This window comes from Salinigranum marinum, assembly GCF_024228675.1.
Lineage (GTDB): Archaea > Halobacteriota > Halobacteria > Halobacteriales > Haloferacaceae > Salinigranum > Salinigranum marinum.
Genome location: NZ_CP100461.1, coordinates 1403968 through 1430274, shown reverse-complemented (window position 1 = coordinate 1430274; position 26307 = coordinate 1403968). Strand labels below are relative to the sequence as shown.

Annotated in this window: 33 protein-coding genes; 21 read left to right on the top strand and 12 right to left on the bottom strand. The window is 68.7% G+C overall.

Going from position 1 to position 26307, the window contains the following annotated elements; all coding sequences use genetic code 11:
• Positions 1–20 precede the first annotated feature (20 nt).
• Both NKJ07_RS07025 and NKJ07_RS07020 read left to right on the top strand, forming a co-directional pair.
• Positions 21–908 (top strand): ester cyclase, encoded by an 888-nt coding sequence (locus NKJ07_RS07025; protein ID WP_318569875.1) that lies wholly within the window; start codon positions 21–23, stop codon positions 906–908.
• Between the two features lie 110 nt (positions 909–1018).
• Positions 1019–1174, top strand: a complete 156-nt coding sequence (locus NKJ07_RS07020) for a hypothetical protein (protein WP_318569874.1) — start codon at positions 1019–1021, stop codon at positions 1172–1174.
• A gap of 77 nt (positions 1175–1251) precedes the next feature.
• On the opposite strand, the gene fba is transcribed toward NKJ07_RS07020, so the two are convergent.
• Positions 1252–2244 carry a class II fructose-bisphosphate aldolase gene (gene fba, locus NKJ07_RS07015; RefSeq protein WP_318569873.1) on the bottom strand — a complete coding sequence of 331 codons (993 nt, stop codon included), beginning with the start codon at positions 2242–2244 and terminating at the stop codon, positions 1252–1254.
• A 712-nt stretch (positions 2245–2956) separates the two neighbouring features.
• Positions 2957–3817, bottom strand: a complete 861-nt coding sequence (locus NKJ07_RS07010; protein ID WP_318569872.1) for a 3-hydroxyacyl-CoA dehydrogenase family protein — start codon at positions 3815–3817, stop codon at positions 2957–2959.
• A gap of 282 nt (positions 3818–4099) precedes the next feature.
• Between NKJ07_RS07010 and NKJ07_RS07005 the strand changes: the two genes are divergently transcribed.
• The gene (locus tag NKJ07_RS07005) at positions 4100–4975 is read left to right on the top strand and encodes a class 1 fructose-bisphosphatase (RefSeq protein WP_318569871.1); all 876 of its coding nucleotides are present in this window, start codon (positions 4100–4102) and stop codon (positions 4973–4975) included.
• 18 nt (positions 4976–4993) lie between these two features.
• Here NKJ07_RS07005 and NKJ07_RS07000 read toward each other — a convergent pair whose 3' ends face one another.
• Positions 4994–5857, bottom strand: a complete 864-nt coding sequence (locus NKJ07_RS07000) for an NAD-dependent epimerase/dehydratase family protein (protein ID WP_318569870.1) — start codon at positions 5855–5857, stop codon at positions 4994–4996.
• 82 nt (positions 5858–5939) lie between these two features.
• Here NKJ07_RS07000 and NKJ07_RS06995 point away from each other — a divergent pair, with 82 nt between their 5' ends.
• From NKJ07_RS06995 to NKJ07_RS06980, 4 genes are all read left to right on the top strand, one after another.
• Positions 5940–6224 carry a DUF5789 family protein gene (locus tag NKJ07_RS06995; protein WP_318569869.1) on the top strand — a complete coding sequence of 95 codons (285 nt, stop codon included), beginning with the start codon at positions 5940–5942 and terminating at the stop codon, positions 6222–6224.
• Entirely contained in the window at positions 6224–6808 is a 585-nt protein-coding gene (locus NKJ07_RS06990) for an adenylate kinase (protein ID WP_318569868.1), read from the top strand. Before NKJ07_RS06995 ends, NKJ07_RS06990 begins: the two co-directional genes overlap by 1 nt.
• A 77-nt stretch (positions 6809–6885) precedes the next feature.
• Positions 6886–8622, top strand: coding sequence for an acyl-CoA carboxylase subunit beta (locus NKJ07_RS06985; RefSeq protein WP_318569867.1), 1737 nt, complete (start codon positions 6886–6888; stop codon positions 8620–8622).
• Between the two features lie 146 nt (positions 8623–8768).
• Positions 8769–9131 (top strand): DUF5658 family protein, encoded by a 363-nt coding sequence (locus NKJ07_RS06980; protein WP_318569866.1) that lies wholly within the window; start codon positions 8769–8771, stop codon positions 9129–9131.
• 12 nt (positions 9132–9143) lie between these two features.
• Here the strand turns inward: NKJ07_RS06980 and NKJ07_RS06975 are convergent, their stop codons facing one another.
• Positions 9144–9605: a MaoC family dehydratase gene (locus NKJ07_RS06975; RefSeq protein ID WP_318569865.1), complete on the bottom strand. Its 462-nt coding sequence runs from the start codon at positions 9603–9605 to the stop codon at positions 9144–9146.
• Positions 9606–9693: 88 nt separating this feature from the next.
• Here NKJ07_RS06975 and NKJ07_RS06970 point away from each other — a divergent pair, with 88 nt between their 5' ends.
• The 5 genes from NKJ07_RS06970 (at position 9694) to NKJ07_RS06950 (ending at position 14429) form a co-directional block, all read left to right on the top strand.
• Positions 9694–10533 carry an HpcH/HpaI aldolase/citrate lyase family protein gene (locus tag NKJ07_RS06970; RefSeq protein WP_318569864.1) on the top strand — a complete coding sequence of 280 codons (840 nt, stop codon included), beginning with the start codon at positions 9694–9696 and terminating at the stop codon, positions 10531–10533.
• A gap of 71 nt (positions 10534–10604) precedes the next feature.
• Positions 10605–11861, top strand: coding sequence for a Glu/Leu/Phe/Val family dehydrogenase (locus NKJ07_RS06965; protein WP_318569863.1), 1257 nt, complete (start codon positions 10605–10607; stop codon positions 11859–11861).
• 112 nt (positions 11862–11973) lie between these two features.
• A complete protein-coding gene (gene pyrB / locus NKJ07_RS06960; RefSeq protein WP_318569862.1) occupies positions 11974–12885 on the top strand; it encodes an aspartate carbamoyltransferase in 912 nt (303 codons plus the stop codon).
• Positions 12882–13343 carry an aspartate carbamoyltransferase regulatory subunit gene (pyrI, locus tag NKJ07_RS06955; protein WP_318569861.1) on the top strand — a complete coding sequence of 154 codons (462 nt, stop codon included), beginning with the start codon at positions 12882–12884 and terminating at the stop codon, positions 13341–13343. Before pyrB ends, pyrI begins: the two co-directional genes overlap by 4 nt.
• A 243-nt stretch (positions 13344–13586) precedes the next feature.
• Complete coding sequence (locus tag NKJ07_RS06950; protein WP_318569860.1) at positions 13587–14429, top strand: alpha-amylase family protein; 843 nt, start codon at positions 13587–13589, stop codon at positions 14427–14429.
• Between the two features lie 208 nt (positions 14430–14637).
• On the opposite strand, the gene NKJ07_RS06945 is transcribed toward NKJ07_RS06950, so the two are convergent.
• Both NKJ07_RS06945 and NKJ07_RS06940 read right to left on the bottom strand, forming a co-directional pair.
• Positions 14638–15567 (bottom strand): PfkB family carbohydrate kinase, encoded by a 930-nt coding sequence (locus tag NKJ07_RS06945; RefSeq protein WP_318569859.1) that lies wholly within the window; start codon positions 15565–15567, stop codon positions 14638–14640.
• 75 nt (positions 15568–15642) lie between these two features.
• Positions 15643–15828, bottom strand: a complete 186-nt coding sequence (locus NKJ07_RS06940; protein WP_318569858.1) for a hypothetical protein — start codon at positions 15826–15828, stop codon at positions 15643–15645.
• 124 nt (positions 15829–15952) lie between these two features.
• Between NKJ07_RS06940 and NKJ07_RS06935 the strand changes: the two genes are divergently transcribed.
• Positions 15953–16912, top strand: a complete 960-nt coding sequence (locus NKJ07_RS06935; protein WP_318569857.1) for a nucleoside hydrolase — start codon at positions 15953–15955, stop codon at positions 16910–16912.
• Between the two features lie 12 nt (positions 16913–16924).
• Here NKJ07_RS06935 and NKJ07_RS06930 read toward each other — a convergent pair whose 3' ends face one another.
• Complete coding sequence (locus tag NKJ07_RS06930) at positions 16925–17662, bottom strand: ThuA domain-containing protein (RefSeq protein WP_318569856.1); 738 nt, start codon at positions 17660–17662, stop codon at positions 16925–16927.
• Positions 17663–17767: 105 nt separating this feature from the next.
• On the opposite strand from NKJ07_RS06930, the gene NKJ07_RS06925 reads away from it, so the two are divergent.
• The 3 genes from NKJ07_RS06925 (at position 17768) to NKJ07_RS06915 (ending at position 19104) form a co-directional block, all read left to right on the top strand.
• Positions 17768–18097 (top strand): hypothetical protein, encoded by a 330-nt coding sequence (locus NKJ07_RS06925; protein ID WP_318569855.1) that lies wholly within the window; start codon positions 17768–17770, stop codon positions 18095–18097.
• 87 nt (positions 18098–18184) lie between these two features.
• Positions 18185–18550 (top strand): hypothetical protein, encoded by a 366-nt coding sequence (locus tag NKJ07_RS06920; RefSeq protein ID WP_318569854.1) that lies wholly within the window; start codon positions 18185–18187, stop codon positions 18548–18550.
• A 47-nt stretch (positions 18551–18597) separates the two neighbouring features.
• On the top strand, positions 18598–19104 hold the full coding sequence (locus NKJ07_RS06915; protein ID WP_318569853.1) for a halocyanin domain-containing protein: 507 nt from the start codon (positions 18598–18600) through the stop codon (positions 19102–19104).
• Between the two features lie 8 nt (positions 19105–19112).
• Here the strand turns inward: NKJ07_RS06915 and menC are convergent, their stop codons facing one another.
• Genes menC through NKJ07_RS06900 form a run of 3 tightly spaced genes read right to left on the bottom strand, consistent with a single transcriptional unit; the run spans position 19113 to position 21339 of the window.
• Positions 19113–20156, bottom strand: a complete 1044-nt coding sequence (gene menC / locus NKJ07_RS06910; protein ID WP_318569852.1) for an o-succinylbenzoate synthase — start codon at positions 20154–20156, stop codon at positions 19113–19115.
• Between the two features lie 40 nt (positions 20157–20196).
• Positions 20197–21138 (bottom strand): 1,4-dihydroxy-2-naphthoate polyprenyltransferase, encoded by a 942-nt coding sequence (locus NKJ07_RS06905; RefSeq protein ID WP_318569851.1) that lies wholly within the window; start codon positions 21136–21138, stop codon positions 20197–20199.
• 51 nt (positions 21139–21189) lie between these two features.
• On the bottom strand, positions 21190–21339 hold the full coding sequence (locus NKJ07_RS06900) for a DUF7563 family protein (RefSeq protein WP_318569850.1): 150 nt from the start codon (positions 21337–21339) through the stop codon (positions 21190–21192).
• 193 nt (positions 21340–21532) lie between these two features.
• Here NKJ07_RS06900 and NKJ07_RS06895 point away from each other — a divergent pair, with 193 nt between their 5' ends.
• Positions 21533–21685, top strand: a complete 153-nt coding sequence (locus tag NKJ07_RS06895) for a hypothetical protein (protein WP_318569849.1) — start codon at positions 21533–21535, stop codon at positions 21683–21685.
• A 114-nt stretch (positions 21686–21799) separates the two neighbouring features.
• Positions 21800–22249, top strand: a complete 450-nt coding sequence (locus tag NKJ07_RS06890; protein ID WP_318569848.1) for a hypothetical protein — start codon at positions 21800–21802, stop codon at positions 22247–22249.
• 36 nt (positions 22250–22285) lie between these two features.
• Here NKJ07_RS06890 and NKJ07_RS06885 read toward each other — a convergent pair whose 3' ends face one another.
• Both NKJ07_RS06885 and NKJ07_RS06880 read right to left on the bottom strand, forming a co-directional pair.
• A complete protein-coding gene (locus NKJ07_RS06885) occupies positions 22286–23419 on the bottom strand; it encodes a glycosyltransferase (protein ID WP_318569847.1) in 1134 nt (377 codons plus the stop codon).
• A gap of 135 nt (positions 23420–23554) precedes the next feature.
• Positions 23555–24619, bottom strand: a complete 1065-nt coding sequence (locus NKJ07_RS06880; RefSeq protein ID WP_318569846.1) for a glycosyltransferase family 4 protein — start codon at positions 24617–24619, stop codon at positions 23555–23557.
• A 131-nt stretch (positions 24620–24750) separates the two neighbouring features.
• Between NKJ07_RS06880 and NKJ07_RS06875 the strand changes: the two genes are divergently transcribed.
• The 3 genes from NKJ07_RS06875 (at position 24751) to NKJ07_RS06865 (ending at position 26280) form a co-directional block, all read left to right on the top strand.
• On the top strand, positions 24751–25026 hold the full coding sequence (locus tag NKJ07_RS06875; RefSeq protein ID WP_318569845.1) for a ribonuclease P protein component 4: 276 nt from the start codon (positions 24751–24753) through the stop codon (positions 25024–25026).
• A gap of 106 nt (positions 25027–25132) precedes the next feature.
• Complete coding sequence (locus NKJ07_RS06870) at positions 25133–25381, top strand: YhbY family RNA-binding protein (protein WP_318569844.1); 249 nt, start codon at positions 25133–25135, stop codon at positions 25379–25381.
• On the top strand, positions 25378–26280 hold the full coding sequence (locus NKJ07_RS06865) for a mechanosensitive ion channel family protein (RefSeq protein WP_318569843.1): 903 nt from the start codon (positions 25378–25380) through the stop codon (positions 26278–26280). Before NKJ07_RS06870 ends, NKJ07_RS06865 begins: the two co-directional genes overlap by 4 nt.
• The last annotated feature ends 27 nt before the right edge of the window (positions 26281–26307 follow it).

Sequence of the window (26307 nt, the reverse complement as noted above, 5' to 3'; positions counted from 1 at the left end):
TCTGCGTCGAAGTACATGGTATGTCTACACATACCAAGAAGCCGGCTGTCAGGGCCTACGTCGACGCGTGGAACGCACACGACCCCGACGCGATCGTCGAGACGTTCGCCGAGGGCGGCACGTACACCGATCCGACGCTCCCCGAGGCGGTGGCCGGCGACGCGATCGGGGAGCACGCGGCCAGCCTGTGGGAGACGTTCCCGGATCTCTCGTTCGACGTCGACCGACTGACCGCGACCGACGACGGGGCCGTGCTCCTCCAGTGGACGATGCACGGCACGCAGGAGGGTCCTCTAGAGGGTCTGCCGCCGACGGGCGAGACGGTCGCACTCCCGGGGATGGACGTGATCGAGGTGGCCGACGACGGCATCACCTCGGTCCGCGGCTACTTCGACGGGGGCACGATGCTGCGACAGCTCGGACTTCGCGTCGACGTCCAGCCCGAACAGCTCGGCCCCGTCTCCTTCGGGATCTCGACACGGCTGGACCTCGGGGAGAAGACGGAACCGGGGGCGTTCAGCTTGACGTCGATCTCCTTCCGCGACGAGGAGGACAGAGAAGCCGTCAACGACCGCGTTCGGGAGATCTTCGGGGAGATGACCGAGATGGACGGCGTCATCAGCGCCGTCACCGCACGCGACGACGACCGCGGCTACACGATCACGGCGTGGGAAGAACCCGAGGACGCCCGACAGCTCATGCGTGGGGGCACACACAAAGAGGCGGCGCAGGAACTGTTCGCACGGGACGGGTTGGGAGCCGCGGGGATGACGAGCGTCTGGACGCTCGAACGGATGAACGGCCGGATGCTCCGGTGTCCCGAGTGTCTTGAGATGACGTACGAGGTGGAGGCCGACACCTGCCCCACCTGCGAGGCGGCGCTCCCCGCAGCGCCGCCGTACTGGTAGGGACGGATCGGACTCGACTGTCCGACAGCGGGCTCCGTCGGAACGTCCTCGGTCGACGAGCGTGTCGGTCCGCCGACAGACACAAGAGGGTAGACAGCGGACTGACACGTATGGGGGACCTCAGGCTCGTCCGCGCCGACGGTATCTGGCACCGCACGGACATCCTCGGCTGTTCGTACGTCGACGTCGCGCCGGTCGACGAGGAACGAACCGTCGACCGCGCCGCGCTGTCGGATCTCGAACGCTGTCCGACGTGTACGTGGTAGCCGGGAGGAGATAGAAACGAGGCGGCAGACGGGGGCGGGTGGCGGCCCGCGAACCCACGGCCGTTCGGTCGACGTGACTACGCGTAGCGGCTCTTGCCGGCGCTGCCCGCGATCTCGGCGAGGTCGCCGTAGACCTCGGCGATGCGGTCGCGGACCTGTCGGCCGCCGACGCGCGGGTCGAACACGTCCTTGTTCGGCGACCACTCCACGGCGTTGTAGAACGCGTCGCGGTCGTCCTCGACGCCCTCTGGCGGGACGATGTTCGTCGGCTCCTCGCGGTACAGATCGAACAGCGTGCGGGTGTACTCGTACTGGTAGCGGGTGTCCTTGTTCACCTTGCAGATGCCGTACTGGAGCATCTGCTGGAGCTGTTCGGGGAGGATACCCGACGAGCCGTGCAACACGAGCGGCGTGTCGAGACCGTGGTCGCGGAGCTCCTGGCGGATGTCCTGGGCGATGTCGGGTCTGAGTTCGAGGTTCTTCCCCTTGGCGACCCCGTGTTGGGTGCCGACGGAGATGGCGAGCAGATCACAGCCGGTCCGATCGACGAACTCGACGGCCTCCTCGGGGTCGGTGTAGAAGGCCTCCTCGGAGACGATCTCGTCCTCGACGCCCTTGATCCGCCCCAGCTCGGCCTCGACGAGGATGTCGCGGCCGGCGTCCTCGATCATCTCGACGACCTGTTTCGACTGCCGGACGTTCTCCTCGAACGACTCGTGGGAGGCGTCGATCATGATCGACGAGGGGATGTCGAGGTCGATCTGCGCCTCGATGAATTCCATGTCGGTCTGGTGGTCCATGTTGAGGAAGACGCCGATGTCGTACCGCTCGGCGATGGTCTCGATGTACGTGCCCATCGCTTTCAGCCCCGCGACGGGGTCGCCGTCGCCGGCGAACGAGCACGCACCGCCGCTCAGTTGCATGAGCAGGTCGGAGTTCACCTCCGACGCCCCCTCCATGAGCCCCATCATGACGTTGGGCTCCGCGATGTTGCTCGCGACGAGGCCGAACCCCTCGTCGAGCGCTTCGTCGTACACTGCACTGAGTTCGTCCCCGCTATAGAATGGCATGTGTGGTCCTCGGTTCCCCCATCAGATGACAGCGTAATAATTCATGCGGCGGCACGCGCTCACGAGAGCGCGTTGGAGCGAGAACTGGGTCCGGAACGAAGACAGGAACGCGAGACGGAGACGTGAGCAGACGGGTTTTACGTGAATAGACGGTTTCGGTAACCCCGCGAGCGGCGGTTGGTTTCGGATTCGTTGCATACGCGTCGCGAATCGCTCACGGACCCGACTCATCTCATCCCGAGTCGGCTCACGATAAGAAGAACCACTACGGTCTGCGAGTTCGTCCATCCGTTGTCTGACAGACGCTTCGGTGAGTGGATCGGTGACCGACCGGACCCCGGGAGTGCCAGAGCGGTGACCCGCAGCCGCGTCCCTCCCCAGCCGCTGGCTCGCGCATACAGCGCGAGCCGGCCCTCGCGCGTTCGCTCGCTCCCGCTGGTCGCTCGCTCCCACGCGCCACCCGCGCCACAAGCGGAGGCGGTGCGGTGGCGCGTGACGGTCGCGGCTGGAGCCGCGACCCGACGCGCGAGGGGCGAGTGAGCGACCGAAGGGAGCGAACGAGTCGGCTGGGGAGGGCGAGGTCACACCGCCCTGGCGACCGTTCGCGTTCGCTGTCGCGTCGTCGTTGCGTTCGCTGTCGCGTCGCCGTACGCGAACGCTCGACACTGCCTGACTCAAGGAGAGAGTCCCGCCGTTTACCGCGAGGAGGATGTCATTCGTAGTCGTAGAAGCCGCTGCCCGTCTTCTTGCCCAGCTCGCCCGCCTCGACTTTCCGCTTCAGCAGGTACGCCGGCTTGTAGCGGTCGCCCAGCTCCTCGTACAGCGTCTCGGAGGCGTGCAGACAGATGTCGAGCCCGATGTGGTCGGCGAGGGTCAACGGCCCCATCGGGACGTTCGTCCCGAGCGTCATTCCCCTGTCTATGTCCTCCTTCGAGGCGACGCCCTCGTCGTACGCGCGGATGCCCTCGTTGAGCCACGGCATCAGGATCCGGTTGGTGACGAAGCCGGGCTTGTCGTCGGACTCCCACGTCTCTTTCTCCAGGCTCTCCGCGAAGCGGTGTGCGAGGTCGACGACCGCGTCGTCGGTCAACTCGCCCCGGACGACCTCGACGCCTTTCATCACCGGGACGGGGTTCATGAAGTGCAGACCGACGACGTGTTCGGGGCGCTCTGTTGCCGCCGCGATGGAGGTGATCGAGAGCGTCGAGGTGTTCGTCGCCAGCGCGACGTCCTCGGTGAGGAGGTCGTCGAGGTCTGCGAAGATATCCTGCTTGACGTCCATGTTCTCGACGGCCGCCTCGACGACGAAGTCGGTCGCGGCGAGGTCGTCGAACGCCGTGGTACCCGTGATGCGGTCGCGGGCCGCGTCGGCTTCGCTCTCGGAGAGCTTCTCCTTGCGAACGAGCCGCGAGAGCGAGTCGTCGATGCTGTCGAGCCCGTTCTCGACGAACCCCGTCTCGATGTCGCGCATGACGACGTCGTAGCCGGCGACGGCGGCGACCTGTGCGATGCCGTTGCCCATCGTTCCCGCGCCGACGACGCCGACCGTGTCGATGTCTTCGAGAGTACGCATACGTCTCACTCCTGTCGGGGGTGACGTAAGGCTGGCGTCGGGGGAAACTGACGGTCACCGCCGGTGACCACTCGCGGCCCCCGTGGTCGCCCGACCGCGAGGGCGACGCGCCCGAGCGACCCCGCTCCCCGTTGGCGTTCCCCACAGAACTATATGTGCTGTTGCCCCAGTGACAGGGGATGTACTCAGAGGGCGTCCGAACGGCGGGTCGGGACGCACACCCGACGGCCAGGGGTATCGAGAGTCGACGACGCGTGTGCCGCTCGGGGCGGGTGGTCTGAGATGGACGGCAAGACCCGTGCGGGCGTCGAGGAAATCTTCGAGACGGTCGCCGAGGCGTCCCCGGAGATCCGTGCCGGCCTCCCGAGTCGGCGGCTGAAGAGCGGGTCGGAGAACCCGAGCGGCGAGAAACAGATGGCCGCGGACGTGTTCGCGGACGACCTCCTCCAGGCCCGGCTGGGCGGACTCGACAGCGTCGGCGAGTACGCGAGCGAGGAGCGCGAGGATGTCGACGACGTCGGCGAGGGCTTTTCGGTCACCGTGGATCCGCTCGACGGCTCCTCGAACCTCAAGCCGAACAACACGATGGGGACGATCGTCGGCATCTACGACGCACCCCTGCCGGCGACCGGCGACGACCTCGTCGGCGCGGCGTACGTCCTCTTCGGGCCGGTAGCAACGATGATGTGTGCGGTCGACGGCCAGGTCGACGAGTACCTCGTCGACAACGGCGTCCGCAACCTCGTCACCGAGGACGTCCGGCTCCCCGAGAACCCGTCCGTCTACGGCTTCGGCGGGCGGGTCCCCGAGTGGTTCGACGACTTCACCGAGTTCGCCCGCGAGGTCGAACAGGATTCCTCGATGAAGCTCCGGTACGGCGGGGCGATGATCGGCGACGTCAACCAGGTGATGACGTACGGCGGCATCTTCTCGTACCCCGCGTTCACGAACGCACCCGAGGGGAAGCTCAGGCTCCAGTACGAGGGGTACCCCTGCGCGTACATCATCGAGACCGCCGGGGGAGCCTCCTCCGACGGCTCGCAGTCGATCCTCGACGTGGTGAAGACCGACGACATCCACGCCCGCGTGCCGGTCCACCTGGGGAACCCCGGTCTCATCGAGAAACTCGAGTCGACGCTGGACGAGTCGAGCGAGTAGGCGCTCGGCGCCGCTCGGCTACTCGGTCGACCCGCGCGCGGCCGGTGGCCCGTCCCACCGCTCGCCGTCGTCCCGTGGGTCGTAGCCGACGACATCGCGGGCGTGGTCGAGATCGAACCACCGTCGCTCGTTGTCGCTGACGCCGTAGAAGACGTCGTACCCCACGCTCGAATCCCGGAGACAGCAGTCGAACAGGGCCGCACAGTCGCGCCGAGACAGCCAGGTCGCCTTCATCCGGGCCGCCTGTTCGCGGTAGGCGTCGCTCCCGCGGCTCCACCGCCCCTCGTCGACGCCGCGTTCGGCGTCCCCGTACGGATGATCGTACGCCGGGGGCCGGACGCTCCCGATACGGACGGCGTAAAACCGGAGCCCGCGGTTCTCGGCGTACTCCCGGCCGAACACCTCACAGGCGGCTTTCGACGAGCCGTACGGCGAGTCGGGGCGGTAGGGGACCGTGTGGTCCACTTCGAGGTCGGTCCCGTGGTAGATCCCGGGTGCGTGCTCGCGTTCGTACATCCCGACGACGTGGTTCGACGAGGCGAAGACGACCCGTTCGACGCCCGCGGCGACCGCCGCGTCGAGGACGGTTCGGGTGCCGACGACGTTGTTCTTCAATACCTCCTCCCAGGTGCCGTCGGTCCGCGGATAGCCGGCGAGGTGGACGACGGCGTCGTGACCCTCGACGGCCGCTCGAACCGCCTCGGCGTCGGCGACGTCCCCGGCGATCGCCGCCCGATCGGCGTGCGGATGTGGGCCGTCGCCGTGCCACTCCGTGGTCTGGTCGACCTGCCGCCGGTCGAAGAGGGTGAGGTCGACGTCGCCGAGGTGGCCGGTGAGGGCGGTGCCGACCGTCCCGTGGGCACCCGTCAGGAGCGTTCGCATGACCGACATCTCGGCACACGCGAACAAAACAGTATTTGACGGCGTTCCACACGTTTAATAATGCTGGTTCCCGAGTGACAGTATGCGCCTCGCAGAGACGCGAAACCTGTTCGCACGCACGTTGTCGTTCCCGGCCGACCGCGAGCGCGTCCTCGACGCAGTCGGGAAGACCGAACTCGACGCGCCGTACGGGGATCCCGAGACCATCGAGGAGGTGCTCCGGCGGACCGACGAGCCCTCGTTCGGGAGTCCGGACGAACTGTTCGACACGGTGTTCGCGAACGTCGGCGACCAGTACATCGGTCGCAAACACTACGACGACCGCGGGGCACAGGGCGGGATCGAGACCGAGGAGGTGCACTTCTGATGAGCGTGACCGTCGTCTCGGGCGTCCCCGGGGTGGGTAGTTCGCGCGTGACAGAGGCCGCGGTCGCGTCGCTCGACGAGCAGTACGAACTGTTGAACACGGGCGACGTGTTGCTGGAGGAGGCGCTCGGCAGCGGGTTCGACGTCTCCGGCCGCGACGACCTTGCCGACCTGCGACCCCGCGAACTCCGCCGCCTCCAGCGCCTGATGGGTGAGTACGTCGCCGCCATCGCCTCCGAGCCCGAGACGCACGTCGTTCTCAACACGCACCTCGTCGTCACCACCGCGGCGGGGTTCGTCCCGGGGCTCCCGCCCGAAGTGCTGACCGAGGTCGACCCCAACGCGTTCGTCCTCGTTGAGGCCGATCCCGACGTCATCCGGGATCGGCGGACCGGCAGCGACTATCGGTCGTACCGCGTGGACGACCGGCTCGGCATCGAGTTCCAGCAGTCGATGAGCCGGACAGCGGCGTTCGCCTACGCGACGTCGGTCGGCGCGCCTATCGCGCTCGTCGAGAACACGGACGACGTCGAGTCGGCCGCCGCACGCCTCTCGCGGGAGATCGAGACCGCTTCGACCAGGTGAGCGCCCGGGCGACGCCGCCACGCGCCCGATCGCGACCACCACCACCACTTTTCCCGCCACCCGGCACAGGTCGTAGCATGAAGGTCCGCATCGGGGAGGGGGCCACGACGGAGGAGGCCCACGCCATCGCCACCGCCCTCGCCGAACATCTCGGCGACGCCGTGGAGGTCGTCGCTGACGGCGACGTCGTCGCCAGCGCCGACCCTCCCGAGCGAGCGTATCCACTCGAGGACGACCTCGGTCCCACGGAGCGCGAAGAACGCCTCCGGGAGGAACTCGCCGACATCTACGAGGGCGGCCCCCAGAAGTACCGCGACCGGCTGGCCGATCAGGGAAAGCTGTTCGTCCGCGACCGTCTCGAACGCTGGTTCGGCGAGCCGACGTTCGAGGACGGTCGGTTCGCCAACTTCGACGCGTGGCACCCGAACTCGCCCGAGGTCGCGGAGGCCGACCCGGACAGTCGACTCCCGGCCGACGGTCTGCTCACCGGCGCGGCGGAGTTCGAGGGCCGGGACGTCCACTTCATGGCCAACGACTTCACGGTGAAGGCCGGGTCGATGGCCCGCCGCGGGGTGGAGAAGTTCCTCCGGATGCAACAGCGCGCACTCAAGAGCGGGCGGCCCGTGCTGTACCTGATGGACTCGTCGGGGGGCCGGATCGACGAACAGACCGGCTTCTTCGCCAATCGGGAGGGGATCGGCAAGTACTACTACAACCACTCGATGCTGTCGGGGAGGGTCCCGCAGATCTGTGTGCTCTACGGCCCGTGTATCGCCGGGGCGGCGTACACCCCAATGTTCGCGGACTTCACGGTCATGGTCGAGGGGATGTCGGCGATGGCGATCGCGTCTCCCAGAATGGTCGAGATGGTCACGGGCGAGGAGATCTCGATGGACGACCTGGGCGGCCCGGCGGTTCACGCCCGTCACTCCGGGAGTGCGGACCTCGTCGCGCGCGACGAGGAGCACGCCCGGGAACTCGTCGCACAGCTGATCACGTATCTGCCCGACCACGCCGGGGAGCGCCCACCTCAGTCGGACCCGACACCCCCGACGTACTCCCCCGAGGGGATCGACGAACTCATCCCCGGGTCGCCCACGAAGCCGTACGACGTGCACGACCTGCTCGACCGGGTCGTCGACGCGGAGTCGCTCCTCGAACTCCGCCCGGAGTACGGCTCGGAGATCGTCACCGCGTTCGCCCGGATCGACGGTCGGCCCGTCGGCGTCGTCGCCAACCAGCCCACGCAGCGGTCGGGGGCGATCTTCCCTGACTCGGCGTCGAAGGCGGCGGAGTTCATCTGGACCTGCGACGCCTACGAGATCCCCCTCCTCTACCTGTGTGACACGCCAGGGTTCATGGCCGGGTCGGCGGTCGAGAAGGAGGGTATCCTCGAACAGGGGAAGAAGTTCATCTACGCCACCTCCTCCGCCACGGTGCCGAAACAGACGGTGGTCGTCCGCAAGGCGTACGGGGCGGGGATCTACGCGATGGGCGGCCCGGCGTACGACCCCGAGAGCGTCATCGGGCTTCCGTCGGGAGAGATCGGGATCATGGGTCCCGAGGCGGCGATCAACGCCGTCTACCGGAACAAGCTCGACGACATCGAGGACGACGACGAGCGCGCGGCCCGCGAACGCGAACTCCGCGAGGAGTACCGGCGCGACATCGCCGTCCACCGCATGGCGAGCGAAGTGGTCGTCGACGAAGTGGTCCCGCCGTCGGATCTCCGGGCGGAACTCGCCGCCCGCTTCGCCTTCTACGAGGACGTCGAGAAGTCCTTGCCGGAGAAGAAACACGGCACCGTGCTCTGAGGCGTCTCATGCACCCGTTGTGGGGGGCATAACGACTGCTTACGTGATTTAGCGATCGCGTAAGGGCTCGTTACGGGCTCGGTTCGAACCGGTAGGTTGCGGATACTGATGTACCATACCCCTGTTGAGTAGAGCAGCCACTCCTAATGTCGCGCATCCAGTTCTCCTCGGCCGACGCTACCGACTCGCCGACCCTCGTCGGGGTCGGCTCCCGTTCGACGGACGCGTGGCTCTGGGGGATCGCCGTCGTCGCTCTCGTCCTCGACGTCGTCCTGACGTACTACGGCCTCGGCCTCGGTCTCCAGGAGGGGAACCCGATCGCGCGGTCGTTCTTCTCGATGCTCGGCGTGATCGAAGCGATGGTCCTGTTGAAAGGCAGCGTGATGACGATGGCGCTCGTCGCCTGGACAGCGCTCCCTCGGCAGTACCGAACCGTCGTCCCGATCGGTGTCGCGCTCCCGTGGCTCGTCGCCTCGGCGATCAACGCGACGCTCATCCTCCAGGTCTGAGACGGTCCGGCGTCAGCTCTCCGTCACTTCGGGGCGTTTCAGCGACAACACCGTTCGGTCGAACGAACAGACCAGCGCGTCGTCCTGATCGAACACCTCGACGTGCATCGTCACGACGCCTCGCTCGCCATCGGACGTCTCCCTCTTTTCGGTGACGGTCGACACGGCTCGGATCGTGTCGCCGTGGAACACGGGCGCAGGATGAGAGACATCGTCGTACGAGAGGTTCGCGACGATCGTTCCGTCCGTGGTTTCGGGGATCGTCAGCCCGACCGCGAGGCTCATGGTGTAGAGGCCGTTGACCAGGCGCTCGCCGAACTCGGTGTCCGCGGCGAACTCCCGGTCGAGATGCAGCGGCTGCTGGTTCATCGTCATGTCGCAGAAGCGCTGGTTGTCCGCCTCCGAGATCGTTCGGCGGTTCTGATGTTCGATTCGCTCGCCCTCCGTGAACTCCTCGTAGTAGCGGCCGGCCATGGCGCGTGGTCGGCCGAGGGGGACAAAAGCCTGGGTGCCACTGCCGACGAAACCAACCTTCTTGCACGTGTCGGCCCTTCGCTCCGACATGCCACGCCGAAGCGTCCTCTTCTCGCCCGGCGACCGCCCGGAACTGATGCGCAAGGCACCCCGGAGCGGTGCCGACACCATCGTCTTCGACCTCGAAGACGCCGTCGCCCCGCCGCGAAAAGCCGAGGCGCGGAGGGCGGTCCGCGACGTGCTCGCCGACCCGGCGTTCGACCCCGACTGCGAGGTCGCCGTCCGGGTCGGCGACGTCGCGGCCGACCTCGACGCGCTGTCTCCCGACGCGCGCCTCGACGCCCTCGTCGTCCCGAAAGTCGCGTCACTCGACGACGTGGTCGACGTGGTGGACGTGCTCGAGAGCCACGACCGATCGCTCCCGTTGTTCGCGCTCGTCGAGACGGCGACCGGCGTGTTGAACGCCGCGACCGTCGCCAGCGCCGACGCGGTCGACGCGCTGGTCTTCGGGGCGGAGGACTTCGCCGCCTCGATCGGTGCGACCCGCACCGAGGAGGGAACCGAGGTGCTGTACGCCCGTCAGCGCGTGCTCGTCGCCGCCCGGGCCGCCGGCGTCGACGCTATCGACACCCTCGTCACCGACTACGAGGACGACGAGGCGCTCCGCGACGACACGGCCACGACGGTCCGACTGGGCTACGACGGGAAACTCGCCATCCACCCCCGGCAGGTCGGGATCATCAACGAGTCGTTCACGCCCGACACCGACCGCGTCGCGTGGGCCCGGCGCGTCCTCGCGGCCAGGGACGACGCCGAGGCGGCCGGTCGCGGCGTCTTCAGCGTCGACGGCGAGATGATCGACGCCCCGCTCGTCGCCCAGGCCGAGCGGGTTCTCGAACGCGCTCGGGCGGCGGACACGGAGTCCTAGTAGAGATACTAGGTCACCCCCATGATACATACTCCGGCACACTTATTCTCGCTCCCGCTGGTGATTCGACCATGCCTGACGAGGCGAACCCGTTCGAGAGTCTCCAGGAACAGATCGACGATGCGGCCGCCTTCCTCGACGTGCCGGGCGACGTGGTGACTCGGCTGAAATCCCCCGAGCGCGTCCTCGAGGTGACGCTCTCGGTCGAGATGGACGACGGCTCTCTCGAATCGTTCCGCGGGTTCCGCTCGCAGTTCAACGGTGACCGGGGGCCGTACAAGGGCGGCATCCGCTACCACCCGAACGTGAGCCGCGACGAGGTGAAGGCGCTATCCGGGTGGATGGTGTACAAGTGCGCCGTCGTCGACATCCCGTACGGGGGCGGCAAGGGCGGGATCGTGATCGACCCCCGGAAGTACTCGGAGGCGGAGTTAGAACGCGTCACCCGGGCGTTCGCGACGGAGCTTCGACCGCTCATCGGGCCGGACAAGGACATCCCCGCACCGGACGTCAACACCGGCCAGCAGGAGATGAACTGGATCAAGGACACGTACGAGAAACTGGAGAACACGACGGCCCCGGGCGTCATCACGGGGAAGTCGATCGACAACGGCGGGAGCGCGGGTCGCGTCGAGGCCACCGGCCGGTCGGTGATGCTCGCCGCCCGCGAGGCGTTCGACTACCTCGACAAGGAGATGGAGGGGGCGACGGTCGCGATCCAGGGGTACGGGAACGCGGGGTCGGTGGCCGCCAAACTCATCGAGGACGCCGGCGCGACCGTCGTCGCCGTCTCCGACTCCTCGGGCGCGGTGTTCGACTCCGCGGGGCTGGACACCCGCGCGGTCAAGGGGCACAAGCGCGAGACGGGGGCGGTAACAGGCTACGCCGACGCCACCGAGGAGTTCTCGAACGAGGACCTCCTCACGATGGACGTCGATCTCCTGGTGCCGGCGGCGCTGGAGAACGCGATCGACGCCGACCTCGCCGAACGGGTCGAGGCCGACGTCGTCGTCGAGGCAGCGAACGGTCCCGTCACGCCCGACGCCGACGACGTCCTCACCGAGACGGACGTGACGGTCGTCCCGGACATCCTCGCCAACGCCGGCGGCGTCACCGTCTCGTACTTCGAGTGGGTCCAGAACCGCCAGCGGTTCGCCTGGACCGAAGAGCGCGTCAACGACGAACTCGAGCGGGTCATCGTCGGCGCGTTCGACCGGTTGGTCGACGCCTACGAGACGCGGGATCTGCCGAACTTCCGGACCGCGGCGTACGTCGTCGCGGTCCAGCGCGTCGCGGACGCGTTCGGCGGGGCGGGCAGTTGGCCCTGACCCGTCACGCGTCGCGTTCGTCCGCGGCGTCGTAATCTGCACACGTCGCTGTGCATCGTCTACGGACGCGCTCCCGAGAGATTCAAGACGTTGCCCCGTCCGGGGTACACTGATGCGTCACGACCACCTCATCTCCGCCGCGCAACTGTCGCGAGCCGACGTCGAGGCGGTGTTGGACCGCGCCGCCGAGATCGACGCCGATCCGGCGGCGGTCCGCGAGCGTCACGCCGGGACGGTGCTCGCGCTCTGTTTCTTCGAGCCGAGCACGCGGACGAAGATGAGCTTCGACACGGCGATGAAGCGCCTCGGCGGGGAGACGATCGACATGGGTTCGGTCGAGTCCTCCTCGGTGAAGAAGGGTGAGTCGCTCGCCGACACCGTGCGGGTTATCGAGGGGTACGCCGACGCGCTCGTCCTCCGCCACCCCTCGGAGGGATCGGCGCAGATGGCCTCGGAGTTCGTCGACGTCCCGCTCGTCAACGCCGGCGACGGGGCCGGACAGCACCCCTCCCAGACCCTCCTCGACCTCTACACGATCCGCGAGAACGCGGGGCTCGACGACATCACCGTCGGGGTCATGGGCGACCTGAAGTACGGCCGGACGGTCCACTCGCTGTCGATGGCGCTCACCAACTTCGACGTGCGCCAGCACTTCGTCTCGCCGGCCTCCCTGCGACTCCCCCAGAGCGTCCGGTACGACCTCCGCGAGGCGGGCGCGGAGGTCAGCGAACACGAGGAGTTGGCGGGGATCCTCCCCGAACTCGACGTGCTGTACGTCACGCGGATCCAGCGCGAGCGCTTCCCCGACGAGCGCGAGTACCGCGCGGTCGCCGGCGAGTACCAGATCGACCTATCGACGCTGGCCGAGGCGAAGGAGTCGCTGACGGTGATGCACCCGCTCCCGCGGGTCGACGAGATCGACCCGGCCGTCGACGAGACGGCGTACGCGAACTACTTCGAACAGTCGCACAACGGCGTCCCGGTGCGCATGGCGCTGCTCGACACCCTTCTCGATTCACCATGAGCGACCACGAACTCCGCGTCTCGAAGATCCGCAACGGCACCGTCATCGACCACGTCGCCGCGGGGCAGGCGCTGAACGTCCTCGCCATCCTCGGCATCGACGGCTCCGCCGGCGAGTCCGTCTCGGTCGGGATGAACGTGCCCTCCGGCAGGCTCGGCCGCAAGGACATCCTGAAGGTCGAAGATCGAGAGCTGAGCCCCTCGGAGGTCGACGTCCTCTCGCTCATCGCGCCCGAGGCGACGATCAACATCGTCCGCGGCTACGAGGTGGTCGAGAAGAACCGCGTCGAACGACCGGACCGCGTCGTCGGCGTGCTCTCGTGTCCGAACCACAACTGCATCACGAACGCGAACGAGCCCGTCGACTCGAAGTTCGCCGTCCTGGGGGAGGAGCTCCGGTGTGAGTACTGCGGGACGTTCGTCCGCGAGTCGTTCGCCGACCACATCGACGCCTCCTGATCCCGTTTCGCCCTCGAACGGGCGAAACCGATTTGTACGTCCTCGGATAACTACCGTCCATGTCCGGGAAAGCCAAACTGGTCCTCGTCGTCGCGCTCGTCGCAATCGTCTACGTCATGGTCTCCTCGGGTGGAGACACCGTCGAGGTCCCGACCGAGTAACGGCCTCCCTCCCGCCGAGCACCGCCCCGAACGGCCGGACTCGAACACAAACCGTTACCCCGCGCCGGGCCGTTCCGGACGTATGTACGGTGTCGTCACGCGGAACGCGGAGGAAGTCGAGTGGAGCGACTTCGACCTCGGGTTTTACGAGGTCAAAGACGTCACGGGACGAGCGGCCGCGCCGTTGCCGAACGCGGTGAACATGATCTCGTGTTTCGGCGACAACGCTGCGGCCGACGAGAATCCCGACCTCGTCCCCGTCGACGACGAGGGCCGGCTGGCGACCCGCGACCGGACCTACTTCGACTGGGCGTACGTCTGCCCGACGAACGAGCGCTACCGCGAGGGCCTGCTCGAAATCGTCGACGACTGCGCCGCCGAGAACGACGACGTCCGCCTCGACGACGTCGGCTTCCCGCGCGCGGAGTTCTGTCACTGCGAGCGCTGTGAGCGGCTCTTCGATCGGAACTCACACGACGACTGGTTCGACTGGCGCGCGTCGGTCATCACCGACTTCGTGGCCGACGCCGCCTCCCGGGTCCCGGGGCGCACGTATCTCACGCTGTACCCCGATCCGTACCCCGGTCACCTGTACGAACGCGCGGGGCTCGACATCGACGCCCTCTCGGAGCACGTCGACGAGTTCGTCGTCCCGCTGTACGACACCCACTACGGGACGACGTACTGGCTGGAGACGATCGCCAAAGGGTTCGAGACACGGCTCGCCGACCCCGACGTCGACGTCTCGATCGAGCTGTACGCGGTGAACGTCGACGTCGACGACCTCGTCCACGCGACCGAGGTCGCCGCGGCGTACGGGAGCGACGTCCTGTTCGGCTACGACGCGAGCAACGCCGCCGCCGCCCTCCGCCGGATGCGGGCCGACGCCGAGGAGGGTCGGACGTTCACGCCCGACGACGCGTAGCTACACGCCGGAGAGGACCCAGATCACCGCAATCCCCAGAACCGTCATGAGGATCGCGAAGACGAACAGGCCGATCATCAGCCGTTTCTGTCCCCTGGTGGCTTCTGCCATATCGGTGCCTGGGAGCCGACGGGCTTAGACGCACCGCCTCGCCCAGCCGTCGCCGGCGTCCACGACGCCGTCGGTGGACTCCCCCGTCCCGCCGCGCTCACCGACGCGCGTCGACCGTCGTCGCGTCGGGGATCGCCGAGTGGACGCCCGCGACCTCCGTCGAGAGCGCCGCGGCGGTCACCGCGCGCTCGACCGCCGTGCGGAGGTCGCTCCCGGGCGCGAGCGTCGCGGCGAGATAGCCCGTGAACACGTCGCCCGCGCCCGTCGTGTCTACGGCGTCGGCCGCCGGCGGGGCGACCTCGAACGACTCCGGCCCACCAACGCTCACGAGATCCGAGCCGCGGGTGACGACGAGCGTCCCCGCGAACGTCGACAACGGCTCCTCCAGCCGGACGTACTCGCTCGCGTTGACGACGACGACGTCGACGCCGTCGTGTCCCACGAGTTCCCCCGCGCCCGCCGCCGGGGCGGGGTTGAGGACCACCGTCGGCGGGTCGGGTTCGTCGTCGAGTCGGTCGAGCAGCCAGCGGACGCCGTCGGTCGGGATCTCGTTCTGCAAGAGGAGACAGCCGGCGTCGCGGACGGTGTCGATCCGGCCGCGGACGTAGTCGTGGTCGACGGCGGCGTTCGCGCCCGCGAGGATCGCGATGCGGTTCTCGGCGGTCTCGTCGACGACGATGTACGCCGACCCCGTCGGCCCGTCGACGCGCTCGACGGCCGTGACGTCGACGCCGTGAGCCCGGATCCCGGGACGGACGCCGTACTCCTCGTCGTCGTCGCCGACCGCGCCCAGAAACGCCGTGTCGGCACCCGCCCGAGCCGCGGCGACCGCCTGGTTCGCGCCTTTTCCCCCGAGCGAGACCTCGGTCAGTCGGTCCCGGAGCGCCGCCGGGACGGACGAGACGGCGACCGTCTCACCGGGCTTCGGCAGCCAGTCGTACCGCCGCTCGAGCGCCGCGATCGCGTCGTCACTGAGGTAGCCTACGTGGTCGACGTTGACGCTCCCGAGACTCACCACGTCGTACATACACTCGTCTGGTGGCTCCCTGGTAGATGGCTGTTGGGATACGCGTCCGTCCCCCCAGTCCGCCCGCACCGCACGTCAGCGTTCGACGGTGTCCGTGACCGAGGTGGAGCCACACGCCGGGCACGCGAGCGTCCCCTTCTCGGGGGTCGCCGCCTCGCGCCGGGGGAACGTCGCCCCACAGGTGCCGCACGCCATCGTCGCCGTCGTTCCCGGAGTCGGTTCGATCGATCCCCGACCGGCGAGCGGGTCGTCATCGCTCATGCACCCGGGTCGTCGCCGAGATCACATAGTCGTTCGGGGGGCTCGCGGGTCGTACACGAACGACGAACAACGACGTCACCGTGTGACGCAGAGGCTTTGAGACTCCACGGGAGAGAGTCCACCGATGGACGATCAGAGACGAGTCATCGTCGACACGGACACCGCGGGCGACGACACGCAGGCGCTCGTGACGTCGCTCCTGTCCGAGCGGCTGACGGTCGAGGCCGTCACCGTCGTCGCCGGCAACGTGGAGTTCGAGTACGAGGTCGAGAACGCGAAGTACACGCTGGACCTGCTCGACCGGCGCGACGTTCCGGTGTACGAGGGAGCGCGGTCGCCGCTACTGAAAGAGTGGGAACACGCCGACCACGTCCACGGCGAGGGCGGCCTCGGCGGCGATCTCTTCCCCGAGACGGGCATCCCGTCTGCCGACGACCACGCCGTCGACGCCATCGTCGACCGCGCTCGCGCCGCGCCGGGCGAGCTCTCGCTTCTGTGTATCGGTCCGCTGACGAACGTCGCGCTCGCGGTCGCCCGCGAACCCGCCCTCCCCGACCTGCTCGACGAGGTAGTCGTCATGGGCGGAGCGGTCGGCTGTCTCGGCAACGACACCCCCGCGGCGGAGTACAACTTCTGGGTCGACCCCGACGCCGCAAAGCGCGTCCTCGGCGAGTTCGACGTGACGCTCGTCGACTGGGGCCTGACCCTCAGAGACGGCTCCTTCGACGCCGACGACTTCGCTCGCCTCGACGGCGTCGACACCCCGTACGCCGACTTCTTCGAGACGATCACCGCACACCACCGGGCGTTCTCCCGGGAGGAGAACGGGACCGACGGCGTGACGCTCCCCGACTCGCTCGCGGCGGCGTGTCTGCTCGCACCCGAGATCGTCGACTCTCAGGGGAGATACCACGTCGACGTCGACGAGCGCGAGGGGCTCACGCGGGGGTACAGCCTCGTCGACGTGAATGGCGTCCTCGACGAGCCGGCGAACGCGACCGTCGTCGAGTCGGTCGACGCCGACCTGTTCACGGAGATGGTGTTCGCGACGCTCGCCGGGGAGCCGCCCGAAACCCCGTTGTGAGCGGCCGTGGCGTCAGTCGTGCTCGCCGCCGAGCCCCTCGACGGGCTCCGACGGCTCGAACCGCGGCGTCGGTCCTCCCGTCGGCGCGGCCCAGTCGACGGCGTTGGCGAGCACGCGCCTGATCTCCTCCTGGTAGTAGATGGGATACGTCTCGTGGCCCGGCCGGAAGTAGAAGATCCGTCCCTTGCCCCTCGTGTAGCAGCAGCCACTTCGAAAGACCTCGCCGCCCTCGAACCACGAGAGAAAGACGAGTTCGTCGGGCGCGGGGACGTCGAATCGCTCGCCGTACATCTCCGCGCGCGGGACGACGATCGACTCGTCGACGCCGGCGGCGATCGGGTGGCCTGGCTCGACGGTCCACAACCGTTCGCGCTCGCCGGCCTCGCGCCACTTCAGCGCGCAGGAGGTACCCATGAGCCGTCGGAAGGGTTTGGCGTAGTGCCCCGAGTGCAGGACGACCAGCCCCATGCCATCGCGGACGCGGTCGCAGACCCGCTCGACCACGTCGTCACGCACCTCGTCGTGGGCGCGGTGGCCCCACCACGTGAGGACGTCCGTGTCGTCGAGGACGTCGGGCGTGAGGCCGTGGTCGGGTTCGTCGAGCGTCGCCGTCCGCGCCTCGATGCCGTGGTCGGCCAGTCCGGCGGCGATCGCCGCGTGGATGCCGTCGGGGTACACCTCGGCGACGGCGTCCGAGTCGCGCTCGTGTCGGTACTCGTTCCAGACGGTGACCGTCGGGGAGGTGGTCATATCGGGGCGTCGTCCCCGGGAGTGATGAACGTGCCGTGTGGGCGCTCGGACGGCCGACCTCGGCCCACCTCATGTCTTATTTTTCTCCCCGACGAAGCCCTCACAATGGCCTACCGATTCGTCCGTGCACGGCTGAAGGAGGCCCGGCTGACGGAACTGCGCGACCGCCTCGACGGCGGGGAGATCGAGGCGATGGAGCCGTTCGGCGCGGCCATGACTCGCTCGCTCACCGACGCGAAGTTCGACCCCGAGACGGGCGAGGCGGTCTGGGTCGAGGAGGACTACTGCTCGCCGCCGCTGGCGATGGAGCGCGCAGTTCTGGAGGAGTACTTCGAGGAGATCACCGTCGTCGACGAGGACGTTCCCGAGGCCGCGGGCTGGGCCCGGATCGAGGACCTCCCCTCGCTCTGGGACCGACTACCGACGTCGTCGTAACGGCCCCCACCGCCGTCGTCACCGTGGGCGACAGCGAAGAACACCGACGGCCGAACGGTTCAAACACGCTCACACCTACCGTCGATTGTGTTCGACTCCGACCCCGTTCTCCACCCCGACGACACCGAGGACGCCGACGAGACCGGCCCGTGGCTCGCCGTGCTCGCCGCGAGCGCGGTCGTGTGGGTCGCCCTCGCAGTCGTCGACTGGCGGCTCCTCTCGGAGGGGACGTTCGTCTGGGTGACGGTCAGGAGCCTCGCCACGCTGGTGTTCGCCCCACTGGCGGCCGCGGCGCTCCTCCAGGACACCCGGGCGCTCGGCGTCGACGGCGTCGAGGTCGGCCCGGTAAAATGGGCGTACACGGCGGTCGCGCTCTTTTTTCCGCCCGTCAGCGGGCTCTACCTGTGTCACCGACACCTCCTCGTGGAGCGGCGGGCGACCGCGCTCGACTGAGCGGCGGAAACGCTTCGCATAAGACGACCGCGTGTCGAGATCCGTGTATGAACGAGCGAACGGAGTCGGCGACCCGGCGTCGGGTGCTCCGGACGGGCGCGGCACTCGGCATCGCGGTCGTCGCCGGCTGTTCCGGCGGCGGCGAGAGTGGTGGCGGAACCGACGGATCCGACGGCGACGGCAACGCTGGCGGGGGCGACTCGTCGACCGCCGCGTACGACGACTGGCTCTCGGACGTGCCGAACTACGACGGCTCGGTCGCGGACCGCACGGGCGACGACAGCGTCACCGTCGCCGTCGGCGCGGGCAACGGGCTGTTCTTCGACCCACCCGCGGTCCGCGTGACGACGGGGACGACGGTCGTGTGGGAGTGGACCGGGCAGGGCGGGCAACACAACGTCGCGGAGGAGCGCCGCGCGTTCGAGTCCGAACTCGCGACGACGGCGGGGACGACGTTCGAGCGGACGTTCGACGAACCGGGCGTCGTGCGGTACCTCTGCGTGCCGCACCAGGCTGTCGGGATGAAAGGCGTCGTGGACGTCGTCGACGGCTGATTCGTCAGTCAGGTGTCGAGCGTCGCAAACGCGTCGCCGGCGGTTCCCGGTCCGCCCGGGACCGTCATCCGACCCGCCTCGACCGGCGCGGGGTCGGGTGCGAGGTCGCGCGCCAGCAGGTCGGCCGTCGCCAGCCCACAGGCCGGCGGGTCGCCGAGCGTCGCGGCGATGTGGAGCGCGGCCGTCCGTGCGACCACCGCGTCGATCGTCGTCGTCACGACGCTGTCGACACCCGCCTCGGCAGCCCGTTCGGCGACGGCCAGCGTTCGGTCCGGCCCGCCCATCGCCATCGGCTTCAGAACGAGAACGTCCGCGGCCCCCGTCGACAGCACGGCGTCGACTGAGACGGAAGCGAGCGTCTCGTCGAGGGCGATGCGGAGGTCGGTCTCCGCACGCAACGCAGCGTGTCCGGCGAGGGCCTCCGAAGAGAGCGGCTGTTCGAGGTAGTCGAGCGAGAGCCCGTGGTCGGCGATCGCGTCGGCGAACCGCTCGGCTTCGCCCCGCGTCCACGCGCCGTTGGCGTCTGCCCGGAGGTCGACCCTCGGTGCCGCCTCGCGGGCGGCGACGAGCCGTTCGATGTCCCGATCGACGGCGTCGACGCCGACCTTCATCTTCACACAGTCGTGGCCCACCGCGGCGGCATCGCGGACGGCGTCGGCCGTCTCCTGTACACTCGCGCTCCCGACAGTCGCGTTGACCGGCACGCGCTCGGCGACCGTCGCGCTCGCCCCGCCGAGAAACCGCGCGAGCGACTCGCCGGCGGCGCGGGCGCGGGCGTCGAACAGCGCGAGCGAGACGGCGTGACGGGCGGCGGGGGCGTCGTCGAGGATCCCGGTTCCGAGCGCCGCCCCGGGGTCGTCGACGAGTTCGAGCGCGCGGCGACAGTCGTCGACGGACTCGGTCCAGCCGGGCAGGGGGGTGGCCTCGCCGACGCCCTCGCTGCCGTCGACAGTGCCTCTGAGGACGAAGCCGCGGCGGCGGTCGATCGGCCCCCGGGCGGTCGACAGTGACGTCCGGAGCGGGAGGTCGAACGGGGAAACGTCGACGGTCATCGGTCCGGGCCGTCCCACGCGCCCTCGTCTTCGACGCCCGTCACAGCGCGAACCCGACCGCCGCGAGGACGGCGTACAGCGCGAGCGTCTTGCCGGTCTGTTCGAGCGCGGGGTTCAGCGCGCCCCCCGAGGACTCGGTGAGAACCGTCCGCGTGACGGCGACGGCGAGGGGGAGCGACAGCAGCGGGAGCAACACGGGGAGTTCGAAGCCGGGCAGCGAGAGCAGGTACGGGGGGACGGCGTACGCGAGCGCGAACAGCGCGACGTACTCCGCGCGGCCGAACCGGGAGCCGAACCGGACGACGAGCGTCCGTTTGCCGGTCCGGGCGTCCTCCTCTCTGTCCCGGAGGTTGTTGACGACGAGGATGTTCGTCGACACCGCCGCGATCGGGAGCGACGCGACGAGGGCCGCGGTGGTGATCGTCCCGGGCGGAACGCCGAGGGGGAACGCGCCGGACAGCACCGCGGCGGCCTGGACGTAGTACGTGCCGGTGACGGCGACGACGCCGAAGAAGACGAAGACGAACACGTCGCCGAGGCCGTGGTAGCCGAGCGGATAGGGCCCGCCCGTGTAGGCGATGCCCGAGGCGACGCTGAGGAGACCGACGACGAGGATGGGGACGCCGCCGACGGAGACGAGGTAGGTGCCGACGAGGACGCTCGCGAGGAACGTGAGGTACATCGCGCGTTTGACCTCGGGTGCGGAGATGAGCCCCGACGCGGTCACGCGCGTGAATCCCTCCCTCGCCTCAGTGTCGGCCCCCTGGACGGCGTCGTAGTAGTCGTTCGCGAAGTTGGTCGCCACCTGGATGAGCGCCGCGCCGACGAGGGCGAACAGTGCGGGCAGGGCGGCGAAGACGCCGTCGTGGATCGCGAGGCCGGTCCCGACGACGACGGGTGCGGCGGCCGCCGGCAACGTCTGTGGCCGGGCGGCCATCACCCACGCTTTCGTCCGGGAGACCTCGCTCGGAGTCGCACTCATTGTCCATCGGTCGGGACGCGAGAGGCCTAAATGGTCCGTTTCGGGCGGACGCTACGCCCCTCGCGCGCGCCGTCGGGCGACCTCCGCGATCCCCTCGTTCGGCGCACAGTTCGTGCAGGCGTGTATCCGGCCCAGCTCGTCCGCGAAGACGCGGGCGAACCGGTCGGAGACGTGCTGCCCGCAGTGGTCACAGGCCGCCATGCGATCCTCCGATCTGGTGCGTCATTGTCTCGCTCCACTCTCCCCGACTCCGGGGACAACCGAGGGACAAAAGAGTGCTTTCCGAGTTCTCACCCAAATTCGGACCGAATCTCGCCTCCGACGCCGCCGGGTGGTCCTCGGCCCCCAGACTGGCCTGTGGAGTTTTGCCCGTCCGGTGGGTAGGCAACGGCGTATGGCCGGACCGTACACCATCGACATCGAGGTGACGCCACAGGAGAAACAGAAGATCCTGGAGGCGCTCCGAGCGCTGGCCGACCAGGAGGCCGACCGCGACAACCCCGCCGAGGCCGACCGGATCAGAGGGCTGGCGATGCGGATCGACTGACGAGCGGGGCCGACGGGGCCGACGGGGCCGACGATCGTCGGCGGGGGCACGCTGTGAGAGCGGGCCCCTCGGGAGACCAACAACCCTTTCGGTCGTGACGGCGAACCGGGGACCATGGCAGACGACGACGCCACAGACGAGGTCGAAGACGCGCAGGAACCGACCGACGCCGGAGCGGCCGACGAGGGCACGGCCGAGAGCGACGGCGACGCCGAGGGGGAGGAGAAGTCGTTCCGCGAGCGCGTCGAGGAGATCCGCGAGCGCCGCGAGAAAGAGCGCGAGGATGGCGAGCGTCCCGGTCCCGAGGAGATGATGGGCGGCGAGGGCGGACCGGGCGGCATGGGCGGCGGGAATCCCTTCGCACAGATGATGTCCGGCATGATGGGCGGCGGCGGGCCGGGCGGCATGGGTGGCGGTCCGCCCGGAATGGGCGGTCCCGAACGCGGCCGCGAGGAGAGCGCCGGCAACGAGGAACTCGTCCGCGAGGTCCGACAGCTCCGCGACGAGGTCCGCGACATCACCCGACAGCTCCAGCGTATCGGCGACGCGCTGGAAGACGACTAACTGGGTTCGACCGGTTCGACCGGTTCGATTCTCGGGTCAGGCGCGCGGCGCGAGAGCGCGGCGGACCCGATCGTAGACGGCCGTGAGGTCGTCGACGGCGCGTTCAACGCTGATCGGCTCGCGACGTGCCAGGCAGTTCTCCCGGAGCGTCTCGCGGGTGGCGATCGCCCGCCGGATGCCGTCGCGGAAGCCGTCGATATCACCCGGTTCGTAGTGATAACCGGTGACACCGTCGTCGATCGTATCCCGGAGTGCGCCCTCGCGGACGCCGACGACGGGTGTCCCGCAGGCGATGGCTTCGAGCGCGACGAGTCCCTGCGTCTCGACCGGGCTCGGAAAGGCGAACACGTCGAGCGCGCTGTAAAACGCTGGGAGTTCCTCCCTGGGGAGAAAGCCGAAAAAGCGGGCGTCGATGCCGTGCTTGCGGGCCGCTCGTTCGACGGACTCCCTGGCGGGGCCGTCGCCGCCGAAGACGACCGTGAGTTCCTCGTCCATGCCCGCGACCGCACGGACGACGTCGGGGAGCCGTTTCTCGAAACCGTGCCGGCCGGTGTAGCCGACGAGGGTGCCGGAGAGGTCGTGGCGCTCGCGGAACGCGGTCCCGTCGACGGGAGCGAACCGGTCGATGTCGACACCGTTCTGGACGACGGTGACCTCGCTGTCGACGCCGAGGTCGGCGAGGCGATCGCGGGTCTCGGCGCTCGGGACGATGACGGCGTCGGCGTGGGAGAGGAACCACCGCTCGTAGCGCGTGCTGAGCCGTTCGAGCCCGGATTCGAGCCGGGCGTTCGAGGTCAGGTAGTCGGCGTACTCCGCCGTGGGGGTGTGGTACGAGGCGACGAACGGGCGGTCACGCCGGGACGCGAGCCGGAGCGCCGAGAGCCCGAGGCCGAACGGCGTGTGCGCGTGGACCACGTCGAGATCGGCGCGTCTGACCTCGCGTGGGACGCGCGGCACGCTCACGCGGAAGCCATCGTAGAACGGGAACGCCACCGAGCGGACGGGGTGTTCACCGGTCGCCGGCTCGTGGGCGGCCGCGTCGGGGTAGACCACGTCCATCCGCCCGCCGCGGCGCTCCCACCGCTCGCGCCACGTCTTGATCGTGTAGGTGACACCGTTGACCGTCGGCAGGTAGGTGTCGGTGAAGGCGACGACCGACGCTCCGTCCATGGAAAGAACTGTTCACGACACGGGGGTTAAGCGCTTCCGACTCCGTGACGGCGTCGGGCGTCGTTCGCTGAGCCGACCCACGAGGATACCCTGTGATCGTCTCGTCTCTCCCTGCGTGAGTCCCCTGAGCCGCTCTCAGTCGCGGACCCGTCCGTCCAGCACGTCCTCGTACGTCTCGACGAGCCGTTCGCCGACTCGATCGAGAGAGTGCTCGGCGGCCGTCCCGCGGGCGTTCTCGCCGAGCCGACGGCGGAGGTCAGGGTCGTCGTGCAGTCGCTGGAGCGCCGCGCGGAACTCCGCGCGAGAGTCGCACATGAGACAGTCGTGGCCGTCGGTGTAGAACTCCTCGAACACCGGGATCCGCCGCAGCACGCAGGGCTTCCCGCAGGCCATCGCCTCCAGCACCGCGATCCCCTGGTTCTCGTTCTTCGTCGGGAAGAGATAGACGTCGCCGGCTCCGAACGCGCCGCGTTTGTCGTCGACCCAGCCGGTGAACGTCACGTTCTCGGGTGGGTTCTCGACCCACCGGCGGACGGTCGCGGAGGCGTGCGGCCCCGTGTCGTACGGGCCGAACCACGCGAACTCGTAGCCGGTCTCCTGGGCGAGTTCGCAAAAGGCCGTCAACCCCTTCCGCTCGAAGACGTTGCCCACGGCGAAGACGACCATCCCCTCCAGCTGGAACCGTTCGCGGTACGTCTCCCGCAGGGAGTCGAAGCCGGCGAGCGAGTCGAGGTCGACGCCGTTCGTCATCGACCGAACGGGCGCGTCGACCGGGTACGACTCCAGCAGGCGCTTCGTGTAGTCGCTCGGACAGAGCACGAGGTCGGCCTGCGAGTAGAACCAGCGGAGATACCGCCCGAGAGGACGGGCGACGTACGTCGATCCGCGAAAGGACTCGGCGAAGTCCTCGCGGGTGACGTGTGCGTGAAGCACCAGCGGCGTCCCCGTCCGCCTGGCGTGGCGGGCGACGGCGAGCGTCCCCGGGCCGATGAGGTTGCAGTGGGCGATGTCGTACTCACGAACGGCGCCGCGCCCGCGGAGGGCGTACTCGGCGGCGGCGACGGGCGAATCGCCTCTCCACGGGCACGTGAGGACGTCGACGTCCGTCGTCCGGAGGGCGGCCCGCTGCTGATCGGCCGCCGTCCCGATCCCGCTCCGGTCGAGCCGGGACTCGAGTTCGAGGTAGTTGAGGACCCGCACGGACGGCCCCTCTCGACTGAGTGGCTTCACGCTGTCGCTTCCGTTCGGATCGGCCGCCGGCCTCCTTCGATAGCCGTCGCGCCGGCTCCGGCTTCGGAACGACTTTTTCCGGCCATGATCCATCAGGGCGTATGAGTATTCCCGAGGAGCGCATCGACCGGCTGGAGGCGCTCGCCCGCGAGGCGACGCGTGCCGGCGAGGACGACCGGGCCCGCGAGTACGTCCGGCTGGCCCGACGGATCGCAGAGCGCCACCGCCTTCGGCTCCCTCGACACTTCCGCCGGTTCACCTGCGACCGGTGTGACGCGTATCTCCGCCCGGGCGTCAACGCGCGGGTCCGTCTCCAGTCGGGACGGGTCGTCGTCGCCTGCGACTGTGGCGAACTCACACGATACCCCTACAAGTGAGACGGTCCGCGGGAGCGGCCCGGGAGCGAGGCTGCATGAATTTCCAAGCAAAGTACACGATATTAAAGCCAAAATACAAAAGAGGTGCGTCCGAATAAGGGACGAAATGTGTGCGCAGGAGTTACGAAATCGGGCACACGACCTGGATGTGACCGTCTGGGTCGGCAAGAGCGGTATCGAGGCGGTGGTCGACGAACTCGGGGACCAGCTACGTGAGCGCGATCTGGTGAAGGTGAAGTTCCTCCGGTCGGCACGGGGCGGGACGACCACCGAGGGACTCGCCGCTGAGCTCGCCGAACGGGTCGGCGCCGAACTGTTCGAGACGCGCGGCCACACGGCGGTGATGGTCCGATGAGTCCGGGAGTGGCGTTACAGACCAGTGGCGGCTTCATCGGACGGTTCCTCGCGCAGAACGGCGTTCCGTACGCCGGCACCATCGGCGGCGTCGTCTCGTTCGTCGTGGCGTTCGTCGTCGTCTACATCGTCGGGCGGGCGATCCTCTTCCCGGTGCTCGACCGCGTGTTCACCGCACGGGGGCTCGAAGAGCACGCGATCAAGCCGCTGAAGAAGATCGCCGGCGTGCTCGTCGTCTTCATCGCCATCGCGGTGGCGTTCGGCTTCGCGGGCTACGGCAACTTCCTCACGTCCCTGGCGACGATCGCCGCCGCGGCGACGCTCGCCATCGGCTTCGCGATGCAGGACGTGATCAAGAACTTCGTCTCGGGCGTCTTCATCTTCACCGACAAGCCGTTCAAGATCGGCGACTGGATCGAGTGGGACGGGCAGTCGGGGATCGTCGAGGACATCTCGTTCCGCGTCTCCCGGGTACGCACGTTCGACAACGAACTCCTGACCGTGCCGAACTCCGCGCTCACCGACGGCGTGGTGAAGAACCCGGTCGCGAAGGACAAACTCCGGCTGAAGGTGCCGTTCGGCATCGGCTACGACGACGACATCCCGAAGGCGACCGAGATCATCATGGAGGAAGCCGAGAGCCACGAGGGGATCATGGAAGACCCCGGCCCGTCGGTTCGCCTGACGGAGCTGGGCGACTCCTCTGTCGTGCTTCAGTCCCGGGTGTGGATCGACAACCCGAGCCGCGCCGACTTCGTGAAGACCCGCGGGGAGTACGTCACGAACGTCAAGGATCGGTTCGACGCCGAGGGGATCAACATCCCGTACCCGAACCGGACGCTGCACGGCGCGCTCTCGGTCGAGGGGCTCGACTCGATCGCCACCCCGGCCGACGACTGAGCCGCCTCGTCGCCCGCGGACGCAGCG